The organism is Bacillus sp. BC05(2025) (genome assembly GCF_056725905.1).
Genome location: NZ_JBWYRA010000001.1, coordinates 239,188 through 263,191, shown reverse-complemented (window position 1 = coordinate 263,191; position 24,004 = coordinate 239,188). Strand labels below are relative to the sequence as shown.

Here is a 24,004-nt window from a genome sequence, read left to right as displayed (position 1 = left end):
TAATGAAATGAGGGAAGAAAAATGGCCCATGTGAAAGATGTATTAGCAGATCAATTATTGGCGAATGCAAATGATCCTAGTTGGTACATTCCATTTTCAGATGCAGTGAAAGATTTATCAGAGAGGGAAGCTTTCTGGAAACCGAATGAAGAGAGTAATAGTATAGCTGAAATTGTACAACACTTACTGTATTGGAACTCAACGTGGCAAACTAGATACAAAGAATCAAATGTGAATGCCGTGCCCGCAATTGGTGATAATAACAAAAGTTTTATGCTTTCAGATAATCAATCTTTCGATGAGTTAAGAGAAAAACTACTAGAGAAACTGTTACAATGGCAAAAGCTTATAGATGAAGAGAAGGTTGAAAGTGACGTAGTTGGATTTCCTGTTTCTGCAAAGTAGTGGGAAGTATTAGCCAATGTAACAACTCATAATGCTTATCATATAGGTCAAATTATTTACATCCGGAAGTTACAGAAGAGTTTTGATCCTGAATAAAATAATAATTCTCAAATTAGGTGAACAAAAGTGGACAAAACGAGACAGATGTCTCATTTTGTCCACTTTTTTATTTTGAAAGAAAAGAGAAAACCTATTAAATCAAGGATTAGAATTTGGCACAGTATTTGCAATATAAAAGATGAAAAAGAAAATAGGAGGGCTGAACATGTTAAAAACAACTGAAAGTAAAGGGAATGAAATTACGAAAGAACAAGCTCGTTGGATGTATGAAAAAATGTTAGAAATTCGTAAGTTTGAAGATAAGGTACATGAATTATTCGCGCAAGGCATTCTGCCAGGTTTCGTTCATTTATACGCAGGTGAAGAGGCAGTAGCAGTAGGTGTATGTGCCCACTTAACGGATCGTGACAGTATTACAAGTACACATAGAGGACATGGGCATTGTATCGCAAAAGGTTGTGATTTAAACGGTATGATGGCTGAACTTTTTGGAAAAGCGACAGGGTTATGTAAAGGGAAAGGCGGTTCCATGCATATTGCTGATTTAGATAAAGGAATGCTTGGTGCAAATGGGATTGTAGGCGGAGGTTTTCCACTTGCTTGCGGCTCAGCATTAACAGCTAAATATAAAGGAACGAAAGATGTAAGTGTTTGTTTCTTCGGTGACGGAGCAAATAATGAAGGCACATTCCATGAAGGGGTTAATTTAGCTGCGATTTGGAAGTTACCAGTTATTTTTATCGCAGAAAATAACGGTTACGGTGAAGCAACGACATTTGAATATGCTTCAAGTTGTGATTCCATTGCAGATCGCGCGAAAGCATATAATATTCCAGGTGTTCAAGTAGATGGAAAAGATTTACTTGCAGTGTATAAAGCGGCGGGAGAAGCAGTAGAACGTGCGCGTAATGGCGGTGGTCCAACAATAATTGAATGTATGACCTATCGTAATTACGGTCATTTCGAAGGTGAAGCACAAACGTATAAAACTTCAGAAGAAAAAGAAGAACATTTAAATGAAAAAGATGCGATTGTGAATTTCCGTAAGCATTTAATTCATGAAGCTTTATTAACTGAATCTGAGCTTGTAGATATGGAAAGGGCAGTAGATGAAGCAGTGCAAAAATCAATTGAATTTAGTGAAAATAGTCCATATCCAGAGGATGAAGAGTTATTAAAAGATGTATACGTTTCTTACAAATAAGAGGAGGGTGAAAAATAATGATTAGAACAGTAAGTATGTCAACTGCAATTAATGAAGCAATGAAAATCTCAATGCGTCGTGATGAAAACGTAATTTTAATAGGAGAAGACGTTGCAGGTGGTGCACAAGTTGATCACTTGCAAGATGATGAGGCATGGGGCGGTGTACTCGGCGTTACGAAAGGACTTGTGCAAGAGTTTGGCCGAAATCGTATTTTAGATACTCCAATTTCAGAAGCAGGTTATATGGGAGCGGCGATGGCAGCGGCGGCAACAGGACTACGTCCGATTGCTGAATTAATGTTTAATGATTTTATCGGTAGTTGTCTTGATCAAGTATTAAACCAAGGGGCAAAGTTCCGCTATATGTTCGGTGGTAAAGCGAAAGTGCCAGTTACAGTACGTACGATGCATGGTGCTGGATTTAGCGCAGCGGCACAGCATTCGCAAAGTTTATATGCGTTGTTTACGAGCATTCCAGGTATAAAAGTTGTCGTTCCTTCTACTCCGTATGACGCAAAAGGCTTATTATTAGCGGCAATTGAAGATGATGACCCAGTAATCTTCTTTGAAGATAAAACACTTTACAATATGAAAGGTGAAGTGCCGGAAGGATACTATACAATTCCATTAGGAAAAGCAGATATAAAACGTGAAGGTTCTGATGTAACAATCGTCGCAATTGGAAAACAAGTTCATACAGCACTTGCAGCTGCTGAGCAATTATCGAAAAAAGGACTTGAAGTAGAAGTAATCGATCCACGTTCTTTATCACCGCTTGATGAAGATACGATTTTAGCATCTGTTGAAAAAACAAATCGCCTTATTGTTATTGATGAAGCAAATCCAAGATGTAGTCTCGCAACAGATATTGCGGCAATTGTAGCGGATAAAGGATTCGATTTATTAGATGCGCCTATTAAACGAATTACAGCACCACATACACCAGTTCCATTCTCTCCACCACTTGAAAAGTTATATTTACCAACGCCGGAGAAAGTAATTGAAACTGTATCAGAAATGATCGGAGACCAATCTTTATTACATGTGTAATGAAACTATGAGAAGGGAGAGAGAAACATGGCTGTAGAAGTTGTAATGCCGAAGTTAGGTATGGCGATGAAAGAAGGTATTATTACGAGCTGGAATATTAAAGCAGGTGATCATGTAGCAAAAGGTGAACTAATTGCTAGTATTAACTCAGAAAAAATCGAAACGGAAATAGAAGCACCAGCGGATGGAACTGTTATTGATATAGCTGTAAGTGAAGATGAGGGAGTTCCACCTGGCACTGTCATTTGCTATATCGGTAAGCCGAACGAAAAAGTAGAAGTCTATGAAAGTAAAAATATTATAGAAGAAAAAATACCTAACCCTGAGCCTGAAAATATCCAACATCCAGAACCATATGCGAAAGAAGTGGCGAAGCAAAGAATCAAAATTTCACCTGTAGCGAAGAAAATTGTAAAGTCTGAAAATTTAGATATCAAGGCATTAGTTGGTACAGGCCCTGGCGGAAGGATTACAAAAGTAGACGTATTAAAAGCGATTGAAGAAAGAGTAATAATTCCAGAAGTACTTAAACAAGAAGAAAGCAAAGTCATTCCTGTTACTGGTATGCGAAAAGCAATTGCGAGCCGTATGCATGCAAGCCTACAAAATAGTGCGCAATTAACATTAACGATGAAAGTGGATGTTACAGATTTAGTAGCTTTACATAAAGAAATAGCGGAAGTGGTACAAAAACGGTACGATAACAAACTAACTATCACGGATTTCGTTTCTCGTGCTGTTGTATTAGCGCTTAAAGATCATAAAGAGATGAACAGCGCTTATATAGATGATGCCATTCATCAATTTGAACATGTTCATTTAGGCATGGCGGTCGCGTTAGAAAAAGGACTAGTCGTTCCAGCTATTCGCTTTGCAAATAATCTATCTTTAGTAGAACTATCTAAAGAGATTAAGAATGTGGCACAAAAGGCACGAGCAGGCAGTTTAAGTAGTGATGATATGCAAGGAACAACCTTTACAATTAGTAATTTAGGTAGCTTCGGTATTGAATATTTTACACCAGTATTAAATACACCTGAAACTGGTATTTTAGGTGTAGGGGCAATTGAATACGTTCCTGTATATAAAGGGAAGAAATTAAGAAAAGGAAGTATGTTACCTTTAAGTTTAACATTCGATCATCGTGTATTAGATGGTGCACCAGCAGCTGCATTTTTACGCACAATTAAACGTTATTTAGAAGAACCTGTAGCAATTCTTTTATAAAGAGAAGGTGAGAGAATGAGTAAATTAGTCGTTATTGGAGGTGGGCCTGCTGGTTATGTAGCAGCAATTACCGCGGCTCAAAATGGGAAAGATGTTACTCTAATTGATGAAGCTGATCTTGGCGGGACTTGTTTAAATGTTGGTTGTATGCCTACGAAATCATTGTTAGAAAGTGCAGAAGTGCATGACATTGTGAGAAAAGCGAATCACTATGGAATTATGCTTAACGAAGGAAGTATTTCAGTTGATTGGAAGCAAATGCAGGCAAGGAAATCACAAATCGTAACGCAGCTCGTCCAAGGAATTCAATATTTAATGAAGAAAAATAAAATAAAAGTTATACAAGGTAAAGCGAGATTTAAAACGGATCATCGTGTGAGAGTTACACACGGTGATAAAGAAATTGTAGTAGATGGAGAACAATTCGTTATTGCGGCAGGTTCAGAACCGACTGAATTACCTTTTGCTCCATTTGATGGGAATTGGATTTTAAATAGTAGCCATGCAATGTCCCTAGAAAATATACCGAAATCATTATTAATCGTTGGTGGTGGTGTAATAGGGTGCGAGTTTGCCAGTATTTATAGTCGTCTTGGAACAAAAGTTACGATTGTTGAAATGGCACCGCAATTATTACCTAGTGAAGATGGAGATATCGCACAAATATTAAAAGAGAAATTGGAAAATGATGGCGTAGAAATATTTACAGGAGCAGCTTTAAAAGGATTAAATAATTATAAGAAGCAAGCTTCATTTGAATATGAAGGAAATATCCAAATAGTCAATCCGGAAATTGTTCTCGTTTCTGTCGGTCGAAAACCACGTGTGCAAAAATTAGGTTTAGAAAAAGCAGGTGTTAAATTTTCAAATAAAGGAATTGCTGTGAATGAACATATGCAAACAAATGTACCACATATTTACGCAGCAGGTGATGTGATTGGCGGAATCCAGCTTGCTCACGTTGCCTTCCATGAAGGAACTACGGCAGCATTACACGCGAGTGGAGAAGATGTAAAGATAAACTACCATGCTGTACCTCGCTGTATTTATACAGCTCCAGAAATTGCTAGTGTCGGTTTAAGTGAAAAATTAGCAAGAGAGCAATATGGTGATATTCTTATCGGTGAGTTTCCTTTTTCAGCAAATGGAAAAGCGCTTATTATTGGGGAACAAACGGGTAAAGTAAAAGTTATTGTAGAGCCTAAATATCAAGAAATTGTAGGAATTTCTATTATCGGTCCTCGTGCAACCGAACTGATTGGACAAGGAACCGTAATGATTCATACGGAAGTTACTGCTGATATTATGAGAGATTATATTGCAGCGCATCCAACTTTATCTGAAGCGATTCATGAAGCGTTATTGCAAGCGATAGGACATGCTGTACATGCTTAGATGGAAATATAATAAACCACTATTCTCTAAATGAATAAGAGAATAGTGGTTTGAATTTTTATAGAAGAAATGAAATACCTTATTACTATTTAATTTCAATAGCTGAAGTTTTATCGTTCCATTCAGCAGATAAATTAGCAGTTTTACCATACCAATCAGCGTGTTTAAATAAAACACCTTTTCCTAATCCTTGTGTAGAAGTATGCTCCCAAAGTGTCGTTGAATAACTTGCAGAAGGTGACGCCGTACTTACAGAAGAAATTCTATCGTTCCAGCTAGATGGTAAGTTTTTAAAGCCACTGCTCCAGTAAATGTATTGCCCACCTTTATTTATATGTTCATAAAAATCTGTACTACCAGCGCCGCTACCTAAAGGATTAATTTTATTTTTAAGTGCTTTTTTATCCTTTTCAATATAAGCATCCAATGTTTCTCTACTAGTAAAACCGTAAGCTAACCAATCTCCATTTTCATTTTGCTCTGGTAATACCATAGTAATTTGGATATCTTTCTTATCCTGATCACTTAATTTTGTAAGTGAATTAACATTCTGTTCATCCACTTTTAAATAATCAAAAGACTTAATTGTGTTACCTTTTTCTTCAGCACTTGCTACCCCTAGTCCTCCAGTTAATGCAAATCCTGCTACTAATGTACCCGCTACTAGTTTTTTTAACATATAACCATCCCTTTTTATTTAGATTTTTGTACAGGTGAATTCTTTGTACTAGTAAAATGTATTCTAATTATTAATTATTGTAAATATTCTGAAGTTTTAGAAATAAAAGGCGGAATATTTACAGTTTTGCATTTTTTCTTTAGAAAAAATAGTTATTGGAATGATATAATAAATAGATATATCGCTTTTGTTGGATGTTAAAATGTTTTAGGAGGGAAGCTATTGAAATATTTCAATAAAGATTGGTATAAAGAAATGCAAGTGTCTGGATTTTTAATTTTCCCAGAAACAGTAGAAGAATGGGAAGAGATGTTACGAGAGAGCGAAGAAGTAAGAATTGATTATAAGCAAAGTTTAAGAGAAGACGTGGAAGAAAAGAAAGAAGATTTATTAAAGTTTCTACCTAAGTCATTACATCCATACATTCATGACAATACAATTAATTCAGAATACCCATCGAAACAATTAAAGAAACATATGCTTGAATGGACAGTAGATTATGAGAAAAGAATGAATGATTTAGAACAAACTTATATAGATAATTACAATAGTATAAAAGAAAAGCTCTCGCAGAATGTCGTTCAACTACATGATTACTCACTACATGACAGTGTAGTCAAATCAGTAGAGAGATTATCAAAAGATACGCTAATTATTACTTTGGATTGCAGCGGTACGTTCAGTGAATTTGATAAACTACAAGTAACTTTTACAGGGGTAATGAAATGTTCTATTCCGGAAGAATTTGAAGGTGCTTGGTGGTTATGTCATGAAATAGATCTTACGAATGAAGGGTTCGAATTGAGGATTTTATTTGATTGTCCATTTGAAGAAGTGACGATTTGTGCAAAAGACGTACTGCTTGAGATAAGTAACTAGTAAACTTTACAAATAAAAAAACAGTCTTATAGGACTGTTTTTTTATTTAGATGCTAAATTATCAAGTTTCCAATATGTATCTGTTAACGGCGCAGCTTTGCTATCTATGTATAAATACATATTATTTAAATCTTTTGGTGAAGTTTTCATATTAAATTCAATGTCGCTAGTTAAAGAAAACTCAGATGGAACCTTTTTAGCATTTTCATTTTGTATAACTTCACCTTCGTATTTTTTACCCGTTTTTTCATCTTTTATGAAATATTTTATTTCTGAAAGATCTATCGTTTGTCCGTCAGCACGAGCGTTATTTATAGTAACACGAGCTGTGAGACGCCACTCTTTGTCTATTTTTTCGAATTTAGCATTTTCAACAGTTGCTCTATAGTATTCATTTTTAACTATTTCCCCATAGTGCATTGCATTCTTTTCAAGAGCGCTCTTTTCTTGTTTCGGTGCAGTATTCCCACTACATCCTGCCATAAGTCCTGTAAATAATAATGCTGTACAAGTTACTTTCATTATAGATTTCATAATAATTCCTTTCTGTGTTAAAAAGTAAAACATAGGAATAATTTTACATGAATAGGAAAGGAAATGGAAGTGTATTTGCAGAATATGCAAATATGCATTTATTTTGTTGTCAAGTTAATGGAATAGAAAGAGGGAGAAAGCTGAATAAAACAGAGTGAATAAGAATTGAAAATATTGTAACACGGAAGAGACATGCATATAATTAAAATAAAGATAAAGTTTCAGAATCTTCAATGACGGCGGTGGATACATGTTTACTGAAGAGCGTAGAGAGAAAATTTTAGAGTTACTTAAGAAAAACGGAAGGGTAATTGCTAAAGATCTTGCGGAAAGTTTCGATATGTCTATTGATTCTATAAGAAGAGATTTGTCTATTATGGAGAAGGATGGCTTGTTAAAAAGAACACATGGAGGTGCAATCGAACTTACTAGAGTAAGAAATTTAACTGCTGAATCATCGAAATGTTATCGTGATAGTTCACTAGGTGAAGAAGCGATTGCGAAAGTTGCTGCATCCTACATACAAGAAGGAGATTCCGTTTTTATTGGCGGAGCTTCTATCCATTATGCAATGTTAAAGTATTTACCTGAAACGTCATTTACAGTGATTACGAATGCTTTAGAAATTGCTAGTAAGTTACGGGATTATAAGAATGTAGAAACGTATTTAATTGGTGGAAAGGTGAAACCATCAGGAAAGATGACAGATACACTTGCCTCTGAAATGATCAGTAGGTTATCAATTGATATTTATTTCTCTACAGGTGTTGGCATTTCATTGAATGGTATAAGTACTACAACACCGGAAGTTGCTTATTTTGGAAAAACAGTAAGTAAAATTGCTAGAAGAAATATTTGTTTAGCTCCGCATACTAAACTTGGAAGAGATTGCTTTATTAAAGGAGAGTCACTGAGAGAAATTGAACTTATAATAACAGATGAAGAAGCTCCTAAAGAAATGATTCAACAATTTGAGAAACAAGGCAAAGAAATTTTGATAGCATCAATAGACTGCATTTAAAAGGAGTTTAAAATGATTATAAAAGAACAAGAGTTTTATATAAATGGATTAACTTACACAATTCGTTCAGCAGCTCAAACGGATGCGGAGCAATTATCGAAGATTAGAGTTCAGATCGATGGCGAAACTGAAAATATGGATAGAGAAGCTGGAGAGGGATTTATAGATAAAATAGGTTTTCAAAAAATAATAAAAGCAGATAGTGAAGAGGTGAAGAATCTCTTTTTAGTTGCAGAAGTGCACAACCAAATCGTAGGGTTTTCAAGATGTGAAGGATCAAATTTGAAAAGATTATCCCATAAAGTAGAGTTTGGCGTTTGTATTTTAAGAGAGTTTTGGGGATATGGAATCGGGAAGAGTCTCTTGCAACAATCTATTCAGTGGACTAATGAAAATGAAGTAAAAAAGATATCATTACAAGTGTTAGAGACAAATGAAAAAGCCATTCAGCTGTATAAAAAATTAGGTTTTGAAGTAGAAGGTATTTTGAAACATGATAAAAGACTGTCGGATGGGAAGTATTATAATACGGTTGTAATGGGAAGATTCATAAAAGAGGTGTAGTGGAATGTTTTACAGAAGAAAGTACTATATAGTAAAGAATGAATTTGTAGAAACATTTAATGAGCACTTTACTAACACGAACTTACCCAATCAATTAAAGCATGGTTCCAGGTTAATAGGACGCTGGATGAAAGATAATAATGATGATACAACAGAAATATTCGCTATATGGGAATATGATAGTTATGACCAGTATAAAGACATTGAATCGAAAATTAGAAACGACAAGATACATGTTAACAGAATACATGATTGGTATGAAAAACATGGCGGAAGAGAATATGTTTTTCAGAAGTACATATTAGAGTTAAAAAATGAAGAGTTAGTATGTACTGTAAAGTGATTGAGGAGTGATGCATAATGGGAATGAAAACAAAATTATATTTTAGTTTAGCATCCACTATTTTATTTGCAATAGCGTTGATAGTTTTCTTTATAAACGGCAATCCACAAAAGTGGTTTTGGTTATGTATTTTCTTTGCGTCTATCATACAAAATATAGTTTTACTAAAAAAGAATAAAGAAGCGCATTAAGATATTCAAATTATTAACATATTTGTGTCGTCTTTCTAGATTTATTGAAAACGCTTTTATACAGTTTTATAATAAAAGTATGTTTTACAGATCTCCAAAACAATGAATAGGGAGATGATACAATGTTAGCTTCACCGTTTTACTTACATACATGGAAAAAGTTTGTTGATGAAGGAGTCCTTGATTCGAACCGTATTAACGAAAGAATTTCAGAGTCATGGCATCGATGTAAACAAGCAAATGTGAATCCTCATATGAATAAAGGTCAGAAAATTTTGTCTTCTAATATTTTTCAGGATCAAAAGAAAAAGAGTGAAATCTTCCTAGATATAGCAATACCCCAAATACAAAAAATGAGAAAAACCATTGATGAACTGCAAATGATGGCATTATTAATTGATCCAGACGGTTACGTTCTATCGTTAAGTGGAAATCAACAAACGTTGAAACGAGCGAAACACATTAACTTCATTGAAGGTGTGAAATGGACGGAAGCAGCTGTTGGTACAAATGCGATAGGAACCGCATTACAGATTGAAGAGGCTATTATGATAAGTGGTACAGAGCATTATTCTGTCGCATCTCATAGCTGGAGCTGTGCGGCCGCTCCCATTCATAATGATGATGGGAAATTAATTGGAGTTCTAGATTTTTCTTGTCCAATTGAATTTTCCCATCCGTATATGCTCGGGATAGTAACTTCGATTGCACATTCGATTGAACGTGAATGTAGTATTCGAGTGCATCAAAATGAATTACATTTAATCCATCGTTTTTTAGATGTAATTGACAGTGATGAACAAGTTGTTATTTGTAATCATCGTGATGTTATCGTTTCTGCAAGTAAAAAGGTTCGAGAACGAGTTTCTAATTGGTCACGAATGAAACTAGAAGATCTAATGCAAAATGGATTGAAACCTAAGTTAGAGGTACCAGTATATAGTAATGATAGAATGATTGGGAAATGTATTTATGTAAAGGAAAATAAACAAGGAAATGTATTTTCTACTTCCCCAGCTATAAACAAAATTACGTTCCCTGGAGTTATTGGGACAAGCAATGCATTTCAACATACTTTAGAAGAAATTAAGTTAGTATCTCCAACTGACGCTAGTGTATATGTTTGTGGTGAAACAGGTGTAGGGAAAGAATATGTAGCGAGAGCGATTCATGAAAATAGTCCAAGAAAAAATGGTCCTTTTATAGCTGTTAACTGCGGTTCATTGCCGAAAGAATTAATGGAAAGTGAATTATTCGGTTATGCTGAAGGTGCATTTACAGGTGCACGGCGCCACGGATATAAAGGGAAATTCGAACAAGCAGACGGAGGGACAATATTTTTAGATGAAATTGGTGAAGTGCCGCCAGAGATGCAAGTCGCATTATTGCGTGTTTTACAAGAACGAACAGTAACCCCAATTGGCAGTTCAAAAGAGATACCAGTAAATATTCGTATTATTACTGCGACACATAAAGATTTATTGCGATTAGTTGAGGAAGGCAAGTTCCGTCAAGATTTATATTATCGTTTACATGTTTATCCACTATATGTTCCATCGTTAATAGAAAGAAAAGAGGATATTCCGTACTTCATACAACATTTTTGTGAACGAAAGAATTGGAATGTTGCATTTCCAAAGAGCATTTGTAATCAATTTTCACAACATACATGGCCCGGAAATATTCGAGAATTATTAAATGTATTAGAACGTATTTACATTTTGTCGCAAGGACGGGAAATATGTGAAAAACAAATCTCTTTTTTATTACAAACAATAATGGGATATCAACATCAACTTGCATTGCAAGCAGAAAATAAAACAGAGCATACATTAAATTTCCGTGAAAGAATACAGCGTGATAGCATGATTGAAGCGCTAGAAAAGACGAACGGAAATGTTTCGTTAGCTGCAAAACTGTTAGATGTACCTCGAAGTACATTTTATAAACGAATGCAGAAATATAAGCTATAAAGTAGATTTTTGTAATCTACTTTTTCTTTGTGAGCTCATGTTCTGTCGGAATATGCGCTTACCGGGGAAATAATAAAATAGTTAAAAATAAATTTCCGAAAGGGGGACTTATGTGAAGTATATTGAAATTGGTATTGGAAATAGGTGGTTCGTTCGAACAGAAACAGAAAATACAGATGGAACTGAACTTGAGGAACGAGGAATTATAAAACCTATTTATTTTGAGTCTTTATCCCGCATTAACGGGCAGTAAGACCCCCACCTCAAAATTCAGCGGAAGCAAAGAAGTTAGGTGGGGGATCAACTGCCCGTAAATGTCCGATTGGTTCAACTAATAATCAGTGGGGATGAAGAAAACCCCACTGATTAAAGTTTCACTTTATATGTACGAATTTGGTTTCGGAAATCATGTTTTATTTTTGATACGAAAGAGGGGTTTAAAAAGGTTAAGAAGAGGAGGATTGAATATAAATTTATAGTTGGGATTGTAAGTAGAATGAATAAAGAAAAGGTGTACTGACATAAGTCGTTATATTGGCTAGGAAATTCTTTGGACGTATATCAAATTCATAAAAAGCAATTTTGTAAATATAAATTATTAAGAAAGTCGCTAAGGAAACTTAGTGGCTTCTTTTATAGGAGGGATTTACGTATGAATAGAATTTTAACAATTTTACTTGCAATTATTGTAATGGGGTATTCCATTTATAGTTGGGATGATGCTTCGAAACAAAGCGTACTAATTTTACAAACGCTGTTAGGATGTATGTTAGTTAGTATGGGGATACAAAATTTCAAAAATAAAGAAACAGAAAATAGGAGTATAGAAATTGCTTTACTACTTGTTGCTTTATTTTTAATTATTGTATCGTTTATTAAATATTTTAAATGATTTTCTTATGACAATAAGCATTCTCAAAATAAAAGTTAAAATTCTACTTGTATTTCACTATATAAAATATGGCATAATGATTTAGTTAATATAGAATTGGATAGGGTATTTGAGAGGGGCAGTTTAATGAGTTTCGCACTAGAAATAGTAATAAAAGCACCAATTGATGTAGTTTGTGACTATATTGTAGAAGATGAAAAAATAAAAGAATGGAATACGTTTATAATAGAAAATCGTTATCCTTCAAATATGGATAAAGAGAATCCATGTGTAGGAGATACATATATCTCTGTTCAAAAAGTCGGTAAGAAAATAATTGAGGCAGAAGTAGAAATCATTGAATACGATACACCACATATTATTTCACTAGGAAGTGAAATGAAGCAAGGTTATTCAGCGATGACTTATATGTTAGAAAAAGATGAGGAAGGTACAGCACTAACATTAATTTCAGAATATGAACCTAGTAATTTTTATTATAAAATTATGTATAAGTTAACAGGTTGGATTTCACGAGGTTTGACTATGGAACAAATGGAGCGTCTAGCAGAATGTGTAGAAACTGCTTATAATAAAGAAAATTAATATTAGTTACCATATCCAGATAAAATATTTTTATAAATGTAAAATAGCACACCTTATTTATTGAAGGTGTGCTATTTATATAACCCCGTCGTATACATTTCTTTCAATGTATGTACTATCTCTTCTAACTCTAATTTTTTATCATTTTTCACAATTGTCCAAAGAAACATTTCATTCATTGCGAACCAAGCACGTGCTACAATTTCTTTATTTAATTCAGGCTGTGCTAATCCACTTTCTTGAGAGTATGTAATATCCTGCGTAATATTGTTTATAAATCGTTCCCGTATCTCGTCCCATTTTTGACGTATCTCTTTTGATAATCCGATCGCTTCTTCTACTACTTGTAAAATAGCTCGTTCTTTCTTTGCTAGTTGCAGAAATGCTCTAACTTGATTTTGAATCATTTTATATGCTTCTTCTTTTGTTTGAGGTGAAAAGGAGCGCTCGGCAATATCATAAAATTGATTCATGACATCTTCCATTAAAACGATGAGGAGGTCATCTTTGTTTTTAAAGTATACATATGCCGTGCCATAACCGGTTTCTGCATGTTTAATAATTTGTGTAATTGTCGTTTTTTGAAATCCGTTACGTATAAAAATAGTGTAACCAGCGTGTAATAGTTTTTTCTTTGTTTCTAAGGAGCGGTGTTTTCTTGATGAAAGAGTACTGTTTTTCAAAGAATCACCTCTTTATACTGAAATATCTGAAAATATAACTGTATTGTAAAAGAAATTCACATATAAAGTCAACTGACATAATATCATTGACGTTATATCAAGTAAGGTGATATATTTCAATTAGTTAGAATAAAAAGAAAATTAAAAGAAGGTGACACCATGTATAAAGAACCATTTCAACCGAATTATGAATATGCGCTTGAATGTGATAAACATGATGAACTGAAAGATTTTCAAACTGAATTCTATAAAAAAGAAGGAACGATATATTTAGATGGAAACTCATTAGGGCTACTTTCAAAAAGAGCAGAGAAATCATTACTTACGTTGCTCGATTCATGGAAGGAGTATGGAATTGACGGCTGGACTGAAGGAGAGCATCCGTGGTTTTTCCTTTCGGAGAAATTAGGTGAATTGACTGCGCCTCTTATTGGAGCTTTACCGGAAGAAACAATTGTAACCGGTTCCACAACGACGAATATTCACCAAGTAATTGCGACGTTTTATGAGCCGAAAGGAATACGTACAAAAATCCTTGCTGATGAATTAACATTTCCGTCAGATATATATGCACTTCAAAGTCAAATTCGTTTAAAGGGCCTAGATCCAGATGAGCATTTAGTACGAGTGAAGAGCCGAGACGGTAGAACACTTTCTGAAGATGATATTATTCAAGCAATGACAGATGACATCGCGTTAATTTTATTGCCTTCTGTACTATATAGAAGTGGACAAATTCTTGATATGAAACGTTTAACAATGGAAGCTCATGAGCGTGGTATTCATATTGGATTTGATTTATGTCATTCAATCGGTTCTATTCCGCATCATTTCAAAGAGTGGGATGTTGATTTCGCGATTTGGTGTAATTATAAATACTTAAATGCGGGACCTGGTGGTGTTGCAGGGCTTTATGTAAATAAAAAGCACTTTAATAGACTTCCGGGATTATCAGGTTGGTTTAGTTCTAGAAAAGATAAGCAGTTTGATATGGAACATACATTAACAGCTGCTGATCATGCAGGTGCTTATCAAATTGGTACACCACACGTATTAAGTACTGCACCTTTAATTGGTTCTCTTGAAATGTTTAAAGATGCTGGTATAGAACGTTTACGCGAAAAATCATTACATATTACAAGATACATGCTTAATTTGATTGATCATGAATTAAAAGATTTCGGATTTACAATTGGAAATCCATTTGAGGATGAAAAACGAGGCGGGCACATTTATTTAGAGCATGCAGAAGCAGCACGCATTTGTAAAGCGTTAAAAGCAAATGGAGTTATCCCTGATTTCCGTGCACCTAATGGAGTAAGACTTGCACCGGTCGCTTTATATAACACATACGAAGAAGTATGGAAATCTGTACAAATATTAAAGAAAATAATGAAAAATGAAGAGTATAAGCAGTTTGAAAATAAGCGAGAGGTTGTGGCCTAAGTATGAAAACATCAGAGTGGATTGATATTTCACAACCGCTAAATAATGATATTGCTACTTGGCCAGGGGATACACCATTCTCGTATGAAGTTTCATGGTCAAAAGAAGAGAGTGGTTCAGTAAATGTCGGAAAGTTAACGATGAGTATTCATACAGGCACTCATATTGATGCACCGTTTCATTTTGATAATGAAGGAAAGAAAGTAATAGACTTAGATGTTCAAGTTTATGTCGGACCAGCGCGTATCATAGATGTTTCGAATCTTGAAAGCATCGGGAAAAAGGAATTGGAAAACTTTCATTTAGAAGGCGTAGAACGATTGTTGTTACGCACATCTTCACATGGTAAAGCGAATGAATTCCCAGATGTAATCCCGCATTTACGTGCGGAAATAGCACCATTTCTTTCAGAAAAAGGTATACGTTTAATCGGAGTGGATGTACCATCAGTTGATCCATTAGATGATAAAGAATTAGCAGCGCATCATCAATTATTTAAACATGGCATACACATTTTAGAAAATGTCGTACTAGATCACGTAGCAGATGGCGATTATGAATTGATCGCATTACCACTTGCCTTAACAGAGGCAGATGGCAGTCCAGTTCGAGCAGTTATTAGACCAATATAAGTAGAAATATATAAAAGGGGCGTTTGGCTAATATGAAAGAAAATGAAAAGGTAATTATGGAAAAAGGGATTCATACGGACTTTAAAGAGAATATGACGTATGGGGAGTATTTACAATTAGATAGTTTACTATCTTCTCAAAAGAGATTATCAGACCATCATGATGAAATGTTATTTATCGTAATTCACCAAGCAAGTGAACTTTGGATGAAACTTATTTTACATGAGTTAAACGCAGCAATTGAATCTATTAAACAAGATAAATTACAACCAGCTTTTAAAATGTTAGCACGTGTATCAAAAATTCAGTCTCAAATTATTCAATCTTGGGATATTCTTGCGACATTAACGCCATCAGAGTACATTGAGTTTCGTGACTCGCTCGGTCAAGCTTCAGGTTTTCAATCGTATCAATACCGTATGATTGAGTATGCGCTTGGTTATAAAACACCATATGCATTAAAAATTTATGAAAAAGATCCAGAATTACACGCTCGACTTTATACAGCGCTACATGCACCAAGTTTGTATGATGTGGCAATTCAAGCACTTGTAAAAGAAGGATTCCCTATTCATAAAGATGTGTTAAATCGTGATATTACACAGCCTTATGAAGAAGATGCAACGGTAGAAGCAGCATGGTTAGAAGTGTATGCCGATGTGAAAAAATATTGGAACTTATATCAGCTTGCTGAAAAATTAATTGATATCGAAGATTGGCTACAACAATGGCGTTTCCGTCATATGAAAACGGTGGAACGCATTATCGGACATAAAATGGGAACAGGCGGCTCTTCTGGTGTATCGTATTTAAAACGAGTACTTGATCAATGTTTCTTCCCAGAGCTTTGGAATGTTCGCACGAAATTATAAAAAAGAAAACTGTCAGTAATGAACTGTAAACTGGTACCTGTAGTTAGGACACTTGAAAACGAGTGTTTTTACTACGGGTATTTTTTATATACTTGAATTTCAAGATATGGAGATTAGGGGACATCATGAGTAAAATAATATTTTCAACTAAAGAGATAAAAAACTTCAAAACAATTCAAATGTACAACGATTTAGCAGTATAACTAAATTTGATAGATGTATTCAAATTAGAAAATAAATAGACAAGAATGGAGTAGGGTGTTATTAAAGTAAAAATAAAAAAGTTAAGTCTTATTGTTTTGAGGTCGTAAAAAGTGCTCCAAAACACTGAGGAATCAATAAGGGGAATTTTTTAAAAGCAGACAGAGCGGGATTTACTACAATCGTAAACTTGTTTTCATTTTGTTAAAACACTCAAAATTCCTATTAATTATGAGAAAATTTCATATCTTATTTATAAAATTTATGTTATGGTACAATATGTAAAATAATTACAATGTTTTCTAAGGGGAGGATACATAATGAAAGCAAAGAAACTAGTAAGTTTTGCGATACCGATTATGTTATTGGCAGGTTGTGGTACTGATAAAATTGACGCAAAACCAAAAGAAAAAGTAGAGTCTAAGTCAGAAACTAAGGATAAGTTATCAAAAGAGCAGTATCCAGTTCGTATGACTGGTTTATCTTCTGAATTAATGAATAAAATTTCTTCTATAACTGAGATAGCATTAGATAAAACGAAGGACGAAAAGGATCTAGTAAAAGGGTTGGTAAAAGAAGAAGCTGAGTTACAAAAGACTATTACCAAGTTTGATAAAATAGAACCGCCTAAAGAGTATCAAGACTCACATAAAGAAATATTAAAGGCAGTAGGCTGTTATAGTAAAGCATATGCAATTCAAGCTAAAATGGCAAAAACGAATGCTAAAGACATAGATAAGTCAAAGGCAAAAGAATCAATGGAGTTAATCAAAGAAGGTAATGGTTATTGGAAAGCTGGTTTCAAACCAATTGAAGATGCCACAGTAAAAAAAGCAAACGCTCTTGGTTTTGATACAGGGACAAAAACTGATACTCCTTCAACTGCTAAATCCGATGATGATAATGTGCAAATATCCGCAGACGGTAAAGAGTTATTTGGTTCGTGGGGTAGTTACAGAGGTTCTGAGTTTCATAAAGGTTTAGACTTTAGAGAAGATAATTCATTCACGGCTTATGATGATACTGGTAAGACTTCTTATGAAGACAACCATATGACAGGTACGTGGTTATATAATGCAGATAAGAAGCAAGTAACTTTGATTCCTACTGAATTTGTTAAAGATGGTAAGAAGATAGATGCTAGACAAATGAATGCGGTAGTAGATTATACAGTTGAGTTTCTCAGAGCAGGTTCTTTAAGAATGGTAGATAATAAAGGTAACAAATTAGAAGTAGAAAGACAGAAGTAGATATTGTTTTAAAAAAGGTTTTACATGAATTTTGATATGGATGAGTAATAATAACAAAAACGTAATTCTCTATAGAAGATTTCGAATTAAAAGTGGGAAAAAGGAAGAATTCAAAGAACTACTATCTGCTAATATGAGAGAGATGGAACATGAACTAGCTTTTGTAAGTGCTGTTCTTTCAGATGATATTGATAATCCAAATGAGGTTATTCTTTTTGAAATTTGGAAAGGAACAAAGGAAAGTTAGCTAGAAGAAGAACTTCCTAAACCTTATAGAAATACATATGAGAATAAACTAGTAGATTTAATCGATGAAAGAATAATTAGTTATCTTACACCAACGAATGAGTGGCGAACTAATTTATCAAACAAAAAAGTAAATTAATAAATAATTTAAAGAGTGACTTGTCTAAAAAACAGGTTGCTCTTTCGCATTTAAAGAAAGTATGGTTTACTATAACAATTATCGATATCAGTGGAACTTAAAGAAGCTGACTCCCATTCAAAATAGGAATCAGCTTCTAATTGCTTAATCTCTTTTTTTATATGTCTTTGACATAGTTACCAGATTAACTGGCAGGTTTGTTTTTTATTTGAACACAAGTATGTTTTAATGAAAGCTACAAGATATAATAAATTAGGTAATGATTTAATTGGAGGTAAAGTTTTGAATTTCAAGCAACTAGAAAATAAATTTGAAAAGAAAAAAGTAAATACATTTCTTGTTTATCAAAAAGGTGAGTTAACAACTAAATATTATAAAACGTTAGAGTGTGAAAATAATCTATTTAAAATAAATTCGATTACAAAAAGCATTGTATCTATATTAATTGGTATTGCAATTGATAAAGGATATATAAATGATATACATACACCGATTATAGAGTGGATTGAAAATGTATCAAATGAAAAGCGGGATTTGACTCTTTATCATCTATTAACGATGACTACAGGTGAGGATTGGAAAGAGTTCGGAAATGGAGTAGTGTTCCCAAATGATTTTGTAGAATCGGAAAACTGGGTGCAGTACATAGTAGAAAAACCAATAATGGAAGAACCCGCTACAAAAATGAATTATAACTCAGGGTCTTCTCACTTGCTGAGCTATATTATTCAAGAAGCAACTGGAATGCCGACAGAACAGTTTGCGAAAAAATATTTATTTGATCCATTAGAAATTACCGAATATGAGTGGCAACAAGACCCCCAAGGCATACATGTTGGCGGTTTCGGTATGAAAATGAAATCTAAAGATTTATTAAAGCTCGGAATATTATGCTTGCAGCATGGATATTGGCAGGGGAATGAAATTGTATCATCGAAATGGATAGAAGAATCAAGTACAGCTCTATTTGAAACGTATGAACATGTAGGGGCGTATGGATATCACTGGTGGGTTTTGAATAACGAAAGATTTCACATACCGCATTGTATGTACTTTGCTATGGGATATGGCGGGCAATACATCGTTGTCATTCCACAGTTAGAGCTTGTTGCTATTATAAGTAGTCATATGCCAAAACGTGGACTTGTTCCATTGAAATTGTTTATTGAGCATGTACAAGAGAATTATAAGTTTAAATAAGCAGACAGAATGTATGAAAGGTGTAAATATAGGAATGGAGTTTAGAAATGAAAGAACCCGCACTGTTTAAAATATAAACAGTGCGGGTTCTTTCATTTTATCTACTCGTCTTCTGAAACGTCATCTTTATAAATTTCTCTGTCTTCGTTTCAAATTCAACATCAACAAAAACGCCATATTCTTTTCCATCCTCACGTAGCCACAATTTAAATTTTTCAACTGTTATTTGAATGGTTTTTGGTTTTCTACCTATATGAAGGTAATCAATAATCTCCGCTTTTGGATATTGTTCTTTCGTCTTTTCTACAGCAAGTTTCCCCCATTTGGCATACGGTGGCTGCGCATGAACAATTGATGAGCCGGTATATGTATTTGAACATGTTGTGATAAATAAAATGACGAGTGCGACACGCTTTAACAATTTTTTCATGATGAACTCCTTTTATATTTTTTTATATTGTTTACATATTTTTTCAACGATATGAGTTTGGATTTTTTTGTCTTCTTTACATAAAAGCGAGGCTTTTACAAAACATAACCAAGAAATCATTTACATAATTAAGGAGGGAAAATTATGCGCCAAAAAGCTATTTTTAAAATAGCAGTTTTACTTGCGTTCATAGGACTATCTTTGATGGTTAGTAGTATACAACTGAAAAATGTAGAAGCTTTTTCTAACCAAGTCATTCAAAGAGGGGCATCTGGCGAAGATGTCATTGAACTGCAATCTCGTTTGAAATATAACGGATATTATACGGGAAAAGTGGATGGTGTTTTCGGATGGGGTACATACTGGGCACTTCGAAATTTCCAAGAGAAATTCGGATTACCTGTCGATGGTTTAGCTGGAGCTAAAACGAAGCAAATGCTCGTAAAAGCAACAAAGTATGATAAGTCAACTTCTAATAAAGGAAATAGTGGTGGTACTGCACAAGAGAATAAACCATCTCAAAATAAAGGGACAAATGTTCCCAATGGTTATTCTCAAAATGACATTCAGCTTATGGCAAACGCAGTATATGGAGAATCTCGTGGTGAGCCGTACTTAGGACAAGTTGCGGTAGCTGCAGTTATTTTAAATCGGGTTACAAGTGCATCGTTCCCAAATACCGTTTCGGGTGTCATCTTTGAGCCAAGAGCATTTACCGCGGTAGCAGACGGACAAATCTATTTAACGCCAAATGAAACAGCGAAAAAAGCTGTATTAGATGCAATTAATGGATGGGATCCAACAGGAAATGCATTGTATTATTTCAATCCAGATACTGCAACAAGTAAATGGATTTGGACTCGTCCACAAATTAAAAAGATTGGGAAACATATTTTCTGTAAATAGAGCGGAGGTGGAACTATGTTACGAGGTATTATCATTGTATTATTAACAGTCGGTGTAGTCGGAACAGGATACTGGGGCTATAAAGAACATCAAGAGAAGAATGCAGTATTAATTCGAGCGGAAAATAGTTATCAACGTGCGTTTCATGATTTAGCATATGAGGTTGATTTATTGCACGACAAAATTGGAACAACGCTGGCGATGAATTCACGCGCATCTTTATCGCCTGCATTAGCAGACGTATGGAGAATAACATCTGTAGCTCGTTCGGATGTAGGACAACTTCCTTTAACATTAATGCCTTTTAATAAAACAGAAGAATTTTTAGCGAATATCGGTGATTTTAGTTACCGTGCAGCCATTCGTGATTTAGAAAAAGAGCCGTTAAATGATCAAGAATACAAAACATTACAAACTTTATATTCAAATGCGGGGAATATACAAGATGAGTTACGAAAAGTGCAACATCTTGTTTTGAAAAATAATTTACGCTGGATGGATGTTGAGATGGCACTCGCATCAAATCGCGATCCTGCAGACAATACAATTATTGACGGATTAAAGACAGTAGAAAAAAATGTAACATCGTATTCCTCTACAAACTTCGGACCAACCTTTACAAGTGCACAAAAAAATAAAAAAGGTGGATTTGAAGCAGAAGGAAAAGCAATTTCTAAAGATGAAGCGGCGAAAATTGCAAAATCGTTTTTGAATTTAAAAGGAAATGAAAAAGTAGAAGTTGAAAAAAGCGGAAAAGGTGCGAAAGAATCTTTCTATAGTGTGAAAATAAAAGATCCAGCAACGAATAATGAATTTTATATGGATATTACCGGGAAAGGCGGATATCCAATTTGGGTTATGAATAATCGAGAAATTAAAGAACAGAAAATTAGTTTAAACGATGCAGGAAGTAAAGGTTTGACATTCTTAAAGGACCATAAGTTTAAGAATATGGAGCTTTTTGATAGTTCACAATATGATAATGTTGGTGTATTTACGTATGTAGTAAATGAAAATGGTGTACGAATTTATCCAGAAGCAATCCAAATGAAAATTGCTTTAGATGACGGTTCTATCGTCGGATTCTCCGCAAAAGAATATTTAGCATCACATCAAAAACGAACAGTTCCATCAGCTAAACTAACTGCAGCAGAAGCAAGAAAGAAAATCAATCAAGATGTTAAAGTTATGGAAGAACGTAAAGCTGTCGTAGTAAATGATTTGCATAACGAAGTACTTTGCTATGAATTTGTAGGTACATTAGGAAAAGATACGTATCAAATTTTCATTAATGCAAATAGCGGCGCAGAGGAAAAAGTGAAGAAAATGCAAGCTGTTGAAAAAATTTATGATTAAACTTTAATAGTAAAGTGGTGAGAATAATGAAGATTCTAATATATATGTTGATGCTTTGCTTATTTATAACTGGCTGTAGTATAGGAAAAAAGGACAATTCAAACGAAAAACCAGAGCAAAAAAATGTTTCGACGAAAAATGTTAATTACACGAACAAACCAAATAAGCCAAATGAAAAAGCAGCGGACCATTTAGCATCTTTAGCTGCAAGTGTGCCAGGTGTGAATGATGCAACTGCCGTAGTAGTCGGTAAATATGCTATTGTAGGTATTGATGTAAAAGCGAAACTTGATCGAACTCGCGTTGAGTCCATTAAATACTCTGTTGCAGAAAGTTTAAAAAACGATCCTGATGGTGCTAATGCAGTCGTTGTAGCAGATGTTGATACGTATGAAAGACTAAAACAAATTGGAAAGCAAATTAAAAAAGGAAAAACAGGCGAAGGTATACTAGATGAGTTAGCTGCAATTGTTGGCCGAGTCATGCCACAAGTTCCAAATGACATGATTGAAAATCGAGAAACGAACCCAATTAAAGATAATGATAAACAATTACCAAAAGAGGAAGAACAAGAACTAAGAAAAGAACAGGATGACCAATCAAATAATCATTTGAATAAATAAAATTAACCTTAACCCTGTACTAAATTGTGCAGGGTTTTCTAATATAATATTGAATATTCAGTTTATTTTTAAGGGAAAATATGGTTTAATTATTATGGGAGGGACAACTGTTATGATGAAAAAAAGCGCATTAATATTATGTAGTTTATGCTTAGGTTTCAGTATGACAGCGTGTGAACAGAAGAAAGAAGTGAAAAAACAAACAGCGACTTCTTCAACCGTGATGGAAAGTGAGAAGAAAGAAACTATTAATATAAATCATTTCTCGAATATAAATGAAGGAATGACTTATACAGAAGTGAAAGAATTAATTGGTTTTGATGGTAATTTACTTATAGAAGAAGGTGTAGAAGATTCTACACAAATTAAACAAATTTTTGCTTGGAAGGGAAGCAATTCAACTGCATTAGTTGAAATTACCTTTTTAGATGGAAAAGTACATTCTAAAGTGCAGCAAGGTTTAAGTTAATAAGTAAAAATGGGAGAGTTTAACATGAACATACATACTGGGGAAATACAATTAGTTCCGTATAAAGAAAAATATAAAGAAGTTATACAAACATTTACTTTACCAAGTGAACAAGTCCAATTCACATCAGATCCGAGCGAATTATTGGAGAAAGCAAAGAGTGATCGTACAAAAAATGTGATTGTTATTTTAGATTACAACGGGATACCTGTCGGTCTTTTTGCATTGCAAACGGGAGATAGAGTACAGGAGTTCACAGACAATCCAGATGCATTACTTTTAACATCATTTTCTATAAATTACGATAGACAAAGGAAAGGATATGCTGAAAAGTCATTGGTACTATTACAAGACTTTGTACAACGTTATTTTTCGATAAAAAATGAAGTTGTACTTGCTGTAAATGAAAAAAATATTCCTGCACAAAATTTATACGAAAAAGTCGGCTTCCAAGATAAAGGTTTTAGAAGAATGGGACCAATTGGTCAACAAATAATAATGCATTTACCTATCATAAAATAATGAGAAGAAAAACTTACTCCTCGCG

27 protein-coding genes and 3 pseudogenes are annotated in these 24,004 nt (G+C 34.1%); 26 read left to right on the top strand and 4 right to left on the bottom strand.

What is annotated here, in order from left to right:
• Positions 1-21 precede the first annotated feature (21 nt).
• The 5 genes and pseudogenes from ACZ76X_RS01390 (at position 22) to lpdA (ending at position 5,343) form a co-directional block, all read left to right on the top strand.
• Positions 22-501: pseudogene (locus ACZ76X_RS01390) on the top strand (DinB family protein).
• Between the two features lie 169 nt (positions 502-670).
• Positions 671-1,669: an acetoin:2,6-dichlorophenolindophenol oxidoreductase subunit alpha gene (gene acoA / locus ACZ76X_RS01385; RefSeq protein ID WP_479849247.1), complete on the top strand. Its 999-nt coding sequence runs from the start codon at positions 671-673 to the stop codon at positions 1,667-1,669.
• A 17-nt stretch (positions 1,670-1,686) separates the two neighbouring features.
• Positions 1,687-2,721: an acetoin:2,6-dichlorophenolindophenol oxidoreductase subunit beta gene (gene acoB, locus ACZ76X_RS01380; protein ID WP_479849246.1), complete on the top strand. Its 1,035-nt coding sequence runs from the start codon at positions 1,687-1,689 to the stop codon at positions 2,719-2,721.
• 27 nt (positions 2,722-2,748) lie between these two features.
• The gene (locus tag ACZ76X_RS01375; protein WP_479849245.1) at positions 2,749-3,948 is read left to right on the top strand and encodes a dihydrolipoamide acetyltransferase family protein; all 1,200 of its coding nucleotides are present in this window, start codon (positions 2,749-2,751) and stop codon (positions 3,946-3,948) included.
• Positions 3,949-3,963: 15 nt separating this feature from the next.
• Positions 3,964-5,343, top strand: coding sequence for a dihydrolipoyl dehydrogenase (lpdA, locus tag ACZ76X_RS01370; protein WP_479849244.1), 1,380 nt, complete (start codon positions 3,964-3,966; stop codon positions 5,341-5,343).
• Between the two features lie 85 nt (positions 5,344-5,428).
• On the opposite strand, the gene ACZ76X_RS01365 is transcribed toward lpdA, so the two are convergent.
• Positions 5,429-6,022: a hypothetical protein gene (locus ACZ76X_RS01365; protein WP_479849243.1), complete on the bottom strand. Its 594-nt coding sequence runs from the start codon at positions 6,020-6,022 to the stop codon at positions 5,429-5,431.
• A 222-nt stretch (positions 6,023-6,244) separates the two neighbouring features.
• On the opposite strand from ACZ76X_RS01365, the gene ACZ76X_RS01360 reads away from it, so the two are divergent.
• Positions 6,245-6,901 (top strand): DUF4085 family protein, encoded by a 657-nt coding sequence (locus ACZ76X_RS01360; protein ID WP_479849242.1) that lies wholly within the window; start codon positions 6,245-6,247, stop codon positions 6,899-6,901.
• A 42-nt stretch (positions 6,902-6,943) separates the two neighbouring features.
• Here ACZ76X_RS01360 and ACZ76X_RS01355 read toward each other — a convergent pair whose 3' ends face one another.
• The gene (locus tag ACZ76X_RS01355) at positions 6,944-7,435 is read right to left on the bottom strand and encodes a hypothetical protein (RefSeq protein ID WP_479849241.1); all 492 of its coding nucleotides are present in this window, start codon (positions 7,433-7,435) and stop codon (positions 6,944-6,946) included.
• A gap of 250 nt (positions 7,436-7,685) precedes the next feature.
• Between ACZ76X_RS01355 and ACZ76X_RS01350 the strand changes: the two genes are divergently transcribed.
• The 9 genes and pseudogenes from ACZ76X_RS01350 (at position 7,686) to ACZ76X_RS01310 (ending at position 13,004) form a co-directional block, all read left to right on the top strand.
• Complete coding sequence (locus ACZ76X_RS01350) at positions 7,686-8,456, top strand: DeoR/GlpR family DNA-binding transcription regulator (protein ID WP_479849240.1); 771 nt, start codon at positions 7,686-7,688, stop codon at positions 8,454-8,456.
• Between the two features lie 12 nt (positions 8,457-8,468).
• A complete protein-coding gene (locus ACZ76X_RS01345; RefSeq protein ID WP_479849239.1) occupies positions 8,469-9,020 on the top strand; it encodes an N-acetyltransferase family protein in 552 nt (183 codons plus the stop codon).
• A gap of 4 nt (positions 9,021-9,024) precedes the next feature.
• Entirely contained in the window at positions 9,025-9,363 is a 339-nt protein-coding gene (locus ACZ76X_RS01340; RefSeq protein WP_098228385.1) for an NIPSNAP family protein, read from the top strand.
• A 17-nt stretch (positions 9,364-9,380) separates the two neighbouring features.
• Entirely contained in the window at positions 9,381-9,554 is a 174-nt protein-coding gene (locus ACZ76X_RS01335; RefSeq protein ID WP_479849238.1) for a hypothetical protein, read from the top strand.
• Positions 9,555-9,676: 122 nt separating this feature from the next.
• Positions 9,677-11,527 (top strand): sigma-54-dependent Fis family transcriptional regulator, encoded by a 1,851-nt coding sequence (locus ACZ76X_RS01330; RefSeq protein WP_479849237.1) that lies wholly within the window; start codon positions 9,677-9,679, stop codon positions 11,525-11,527.
• Between the two features lie 112 nt (positions 11,528-11,639).
• Positions 11,640-11,756, top strand: a pseudogene (locus ACZ76X_RS01325) (DUF3977 family protein); the annotation flags it as partial.
• Positions 11,757-11,906: 150 nt separating this feature from the next.
• Positions 11,907-12,047 (top strand): annotated as a pseudogene (locus ACZ76X_RS01320) (DUF3977 family protein); the annotation flags it as partial.
• A gap of 132 nt (positions 12,048-12,179) precedes the next feature.
• Positions 12,180-12,419 (top strand): DUF3953 domain-containing protein, encoded by a 240-nt coding sequence (locus tag ACZ76X_RS01315; RefSeq protein ID WP_479849236.1) that lies wholly within the window; start codon positions 12,180-12,182, stop codon positions 12,417-12,419.
• 126 nt (positions 12,420-12,545) lie between these two features.
• On the top strand, positions 12,546-13,004 hold the full coding sequence (locus ACZ76X_RS01310) for an SRPBCC family protein (protein ID WP_479849235.1): 459 nt from the start codon (positions 12,546-12,548) through the stop codon (positions 13,002-13,004).
• Between the two features lie 71 nt (positions 13,005-13,075).
• Here the strand turns inward: ACZ76X_RS01310 and ACZ76X_RS01305 are convergent, their stop codons facing one another.
• Positions 13,076-13,687, bottom strand: a complete 612-nt coding sequence (locus tag ACZ76X_RS01305) for a TetR/AcrR family transcriptional regulator (RefSeq protein WP_479849234.1) — start codon at positions 13,685-13,687, stop codon at positions 13,076-13,078.
• Positions 13,688-13,846: 159 nt separating this feature from the next.
• Here ACZ76X_RS01305 and kynU point away from each other — a divergent pair, with 159 nt between their 5' ends.
• The 6 genes from kynU to ACZ76X_RS01275 all read left to right on the top strand — a co-directional run bounded on the left by kynU (position 13,847) and on the right by ACZ76X_RS01275 (position 19,673).
• Positions 13,847-15,133 carry a kynureninase gene (gene kynU, locus ACZ76X_RS01300; RefSeq protein ID WP_306182884.1) on the top strand — a complete coding sequence of 429 codons (1,287 nt, stop codon included), beginning with the start codon at positions 13,847-13,849 and terminating at the stop codon, positions 15,131-15,133.
• 2 nt (positions 15,134-15,135) lie between these two features.
• Positions 15,136-15,765: an arylformamidase gene (gene kynB / locus ACZ76X_RS01295; protein WP_479849233.1), complete on the top strand. Its 630-nt coding sequence runs from the start codon at positions 15,136-15,138 to the stop codon at positions 15,763-15,765.
• Positions 15,766-15,797: 32 nt separating this feature from the next.
• Positions 15,798-16,637 carry a tryptophan 2,3-dioxygenase gene (gene kynA, locus ACZ76X_RS01290; protein ID WP_479849232.1) on the top strand — a complete coding sequence of 280 codons (840 nt, stop codon included), beginning with the start codon at positions 15,798-15,800 and terminating at the stop codon, positions 16,635-16,637.
• A 521-nt stretch (positions 16,638-17,158) separates the two neighbouring features.
• Positions 17,159-18,088, top strand: a complete 930-nt coding sequence (locus tag ACZ76X_RS01285; RefSeq protein ID WP_479849231.1) for a DUF3994 domain-containing protein — start codon at positions 17,159-17,161, stop codon at positions 18,086-18,088.
• A gap of 40 nt (positions 18,089-18,128) precedes the next feature.
• On the top strand, positions 18,129-18,335 hold the full coding sequence (locus tag ACZ76X_RS01280; protein WP_479849230.1) for a putative quinol monooxygenase: 207 nt from the start codon (positions 18,129-18,131) through the stop codon (positions 18,333-18,335).
• 420 nt (positions 18,336-18,755) lie between these two features.
• Positions 18,756-19,673, top strand: coding sequence for a serine hydrolase domain-containing protein (locus tag ACZ76X_RS01275; protein ID WP_479849229.1), 918 nt, complete (start codon positions 18,756-18,758; stop codon positions 19,671-19,673).
• A 97-nt stretch (positions 19,674-19,770) separates the two neighbouring features.
• Here the strand turns inward: ACZ76X_RS01275 and ACZ76X_RS01270 are convergent, their stop codons facing one another.
• Positions 19,771-20,103, bottom strand: a complete 333-nt coding sequence (locus ACZ76X_RS01270; RefSeq protein WP_479849228.1) for a DUF3889 domain-containing protein — start codon at positions 20,101-20,103, stop codon at positions 19,771-19,773.
• A 144-nt stretch (positions 20,104-20,247) separates the two neighbouring features.
• Between ACZ76X_RS01270 and sleB the strand changes: the two genes are divergently transcribed.
• The 5 genes from sleB (at position 20,248) to ACZ76X_RS01245 (ending at position 23,979) form a co-directional block, all read left to right on the top strand.
• Entirely contained in the window at positions 20,248-21,009 is a 762-nt protein-coding gene (gene sleB, locus ACZ76X_RS01265; protein WP_098668170.1) for a spore cortex-lytic enzyme, read from the top strand.
• A 15-nt stretch (positions 21,010-21,024) separates the two neighbouring features.
• A complete protein-coding gene (ypeB, locus tag ACZ76X_RS01260) occupies positions 21,025-22,365 on the top strand; it encodes a germination protein YpeB (protein ID WP_479849227.1) in 1,341 nt (446 codons plus the stop codon).
• Between the two features lie 26 nt (positions 22,366-22,391).
• Positions 22,392-22,988, top strand: coding sequence for a YhcN/YlaJ family sporulation lipoprotein (locus ACZ76X_RS01255; protein WP_048525826.1), 597 nt, complete (start codon positions 22,392-22,394; stop codon positions 22,986-22,988).
• A gap of 112 nt (positions 22,989-23,100) precedes the next feature.
• Positions 23,101-23,457, top strand: coding sequence for a hypothetical protein (locus ACZ76X_RS01250; protein ID WP_479849226.1), 357 nt, complete (start codon positions 23,101-23,103; stop codon positions 23,455-23,457).
• Between the two features lie 24 nt (positions 23,458-23,481).
• On the top strand, positions 23,482-23,979 hold the full coding sequence (locus ACZ76X_RS01245) for a GNAT family N-acetyltransferase (RefSeq protein WP_479849225.1): 498 nt from the start codon (positions 23,482-23,484) through the stop codon (positions 23,977-23,979).
• The last annotated feature ends 25 nt before the right edge of the window (positions 23,980-24,004 follow it).

Excerpts from the sequence above, each read along its gene's own strand:
- acoA (WP_479849247.1), top strand. The coding sequence starts at position 671 with ATGTTAAAAACAACTGAAAGTAAAGGGAATGAAATTACGAAAGAACAA.
- acoB (WP_479849246.1), top strand. The coding sequence starts at position 1,687 with ATGATTAGAACAGTAAGTATGTCAACTGCAATTAATGAAGCAATGAAA.
- ACZ76X_RS01375 (WP_479849245.1), top strand. The coding sequence starts at position 2,749 with ATGGCTGTAGAAGTTGTAATGCCGAAGTTAGGTATGGCGATGAAAGAA.
- lpdA (WP_479849244.1), top strand. The coding sequence starts at position 3,964 with ATGAGTAAATTAGTCGTTATTGGAGGTGGGCCTGCTGGTTATGTAGCA.
- ACZ76X_RS01365 (WP_479849243.1), bottom strand. The coding sequence starts at position 6,022 with ATGTTAAAAAAACTAGTAGCGGGTACATTAGTAGCAGGATTTGCATTA.
- ACZ76X_RS01355 (WP_479849241.1), bottom strand. The coding sequence starts at position 7,435 with ATGAAATCTATAATGAAAGTAACTTGTACAGCATTATTATTTACAGGA.
- ACZ76X_RS01350 (WP_479849240.1), top strand. The coding sequence starts at position 7,686 with ATGTTTACTGAAGAGCGTAGAGAGAAAATTTTAGAGTTACTTAAGAAA.
- ACZ76X_RS01345 (WP_479849239.1), top strand. The coding sequence starts at position 8,469 with ATGATTATAAAAGAACAAGAGTTTTATATAAATGGATTAACTTACACA.
- ACZ76X_RS01340 (WP_098228385.1), top strand. The coding sequence starts at position 9,025 with ATGTTTTACAGAAGAAAGTACTATATAGTAAAGAATGAATTTGTAGAA.
- ACZ76X_RS01335 (WP_479849238.1), top strand. The coding sequence starts at position 9,381 with ATGGGAATGAAAACAAAATTATATTTTAGTTTAGCATCCACTATTTTA.
- ACZ76X_RS01330 (WP_479849237.1), top strand. The coding sequence starts at position 9,677 with ATGTTAGCTTCACCGTTTTACTTACATACATGGAAAAAGTTTGTTGAT.
- ACZ76X_RS01315 (WP_479849236.1), top strand. The coding sequence starts at position 12,180 with ATGAATAGAATTTTAACAATTTTACTTGCAATTATTGTAATGGGGTAT.
- ACZ76X_RS01310 (WP_479849235.1), top strand. The coding sequence starts at position 12,546 with ATGAGTTTCGCACTAGAAATAGTAATAAAAGCACCAATTGATGTAGTT.
- kynU (WP_306182884.1), top strand. The coding sequence starts at position 13,847 with ATGTATAAAGAACCATTTCAACCGAATTATGAATATGCGCTTGAATGT.
- kynB (WP_479849233.1), top strand. The coding sequence starts at position 15,136 with ATGAAAACATCAGAGTGGATTGATATTTCACAACCGCTAAATAATGAT.
- kynA (WP_479849232.1), top strand. The coding sequence starts at position 15,798 with ATGAAAGAAAATGAAAAGGTAATTATGGAAAAAGGGATTCATACGGAC.
- ACZ76X_RS01285 (WP_479849231.1), top strand. The coding sequence starts at position 17,159 with ATGAAAGCAAAGAAACTAGTAAGTTTTGCGATACCGATTATGTTATTG.
- ACZ76X_RS01280 (WP_479849230.1), top strand. The coding sequence starts at position 18,129 with ATGAGTAATAATAACAAAAACGTAATTCTCTATAGAAGATTTCGAATT.
- ACZ76X_RS01270 (WP_479849228.1), bottom strand. The coding sequence starts at position 20,103 with ATGAAAAAATTGTTAAAGCGTGTCGCACTCGTCATTTTATTTATCACA.
- sleB (WP_098668170.1), top strand. The coding sequence starts at position 20,248 with ATGCGCCAAAAAGCTATTTTTAAAATAGCAGTTTTACTTGCGTTCATA.
- ypeB (WP_479849227.1), top strand. The coding sequence starts at position 21,025 with ATGTTACGAGGTATTATCATTGTATTATTAACAGTCGGTGTAGTCGGA.
- ACZ76X_RS01255 (WP_048525826.1), top strand. The coding sequence starts at position 22,392 with ATGAAGATTCTAATATATATGTTGATGCTTTGCTTATTTATAACTGGC.
- ACZ76X_RS01250 (WP_479849226.1), top strand. The coding sequence starts at position 23,101 with ATGATGAAAAAAAGCGCATTAATATTATGTAGTTTATGCTTAGGTTTC.
- ACZ76X_RS01245 (WP_479849225.1), top strand. The coding sequence starts at position 23,482 with ATGAACATACATACTGGGGAAATACAATTAGTTCCGTATAAAGAAAAA.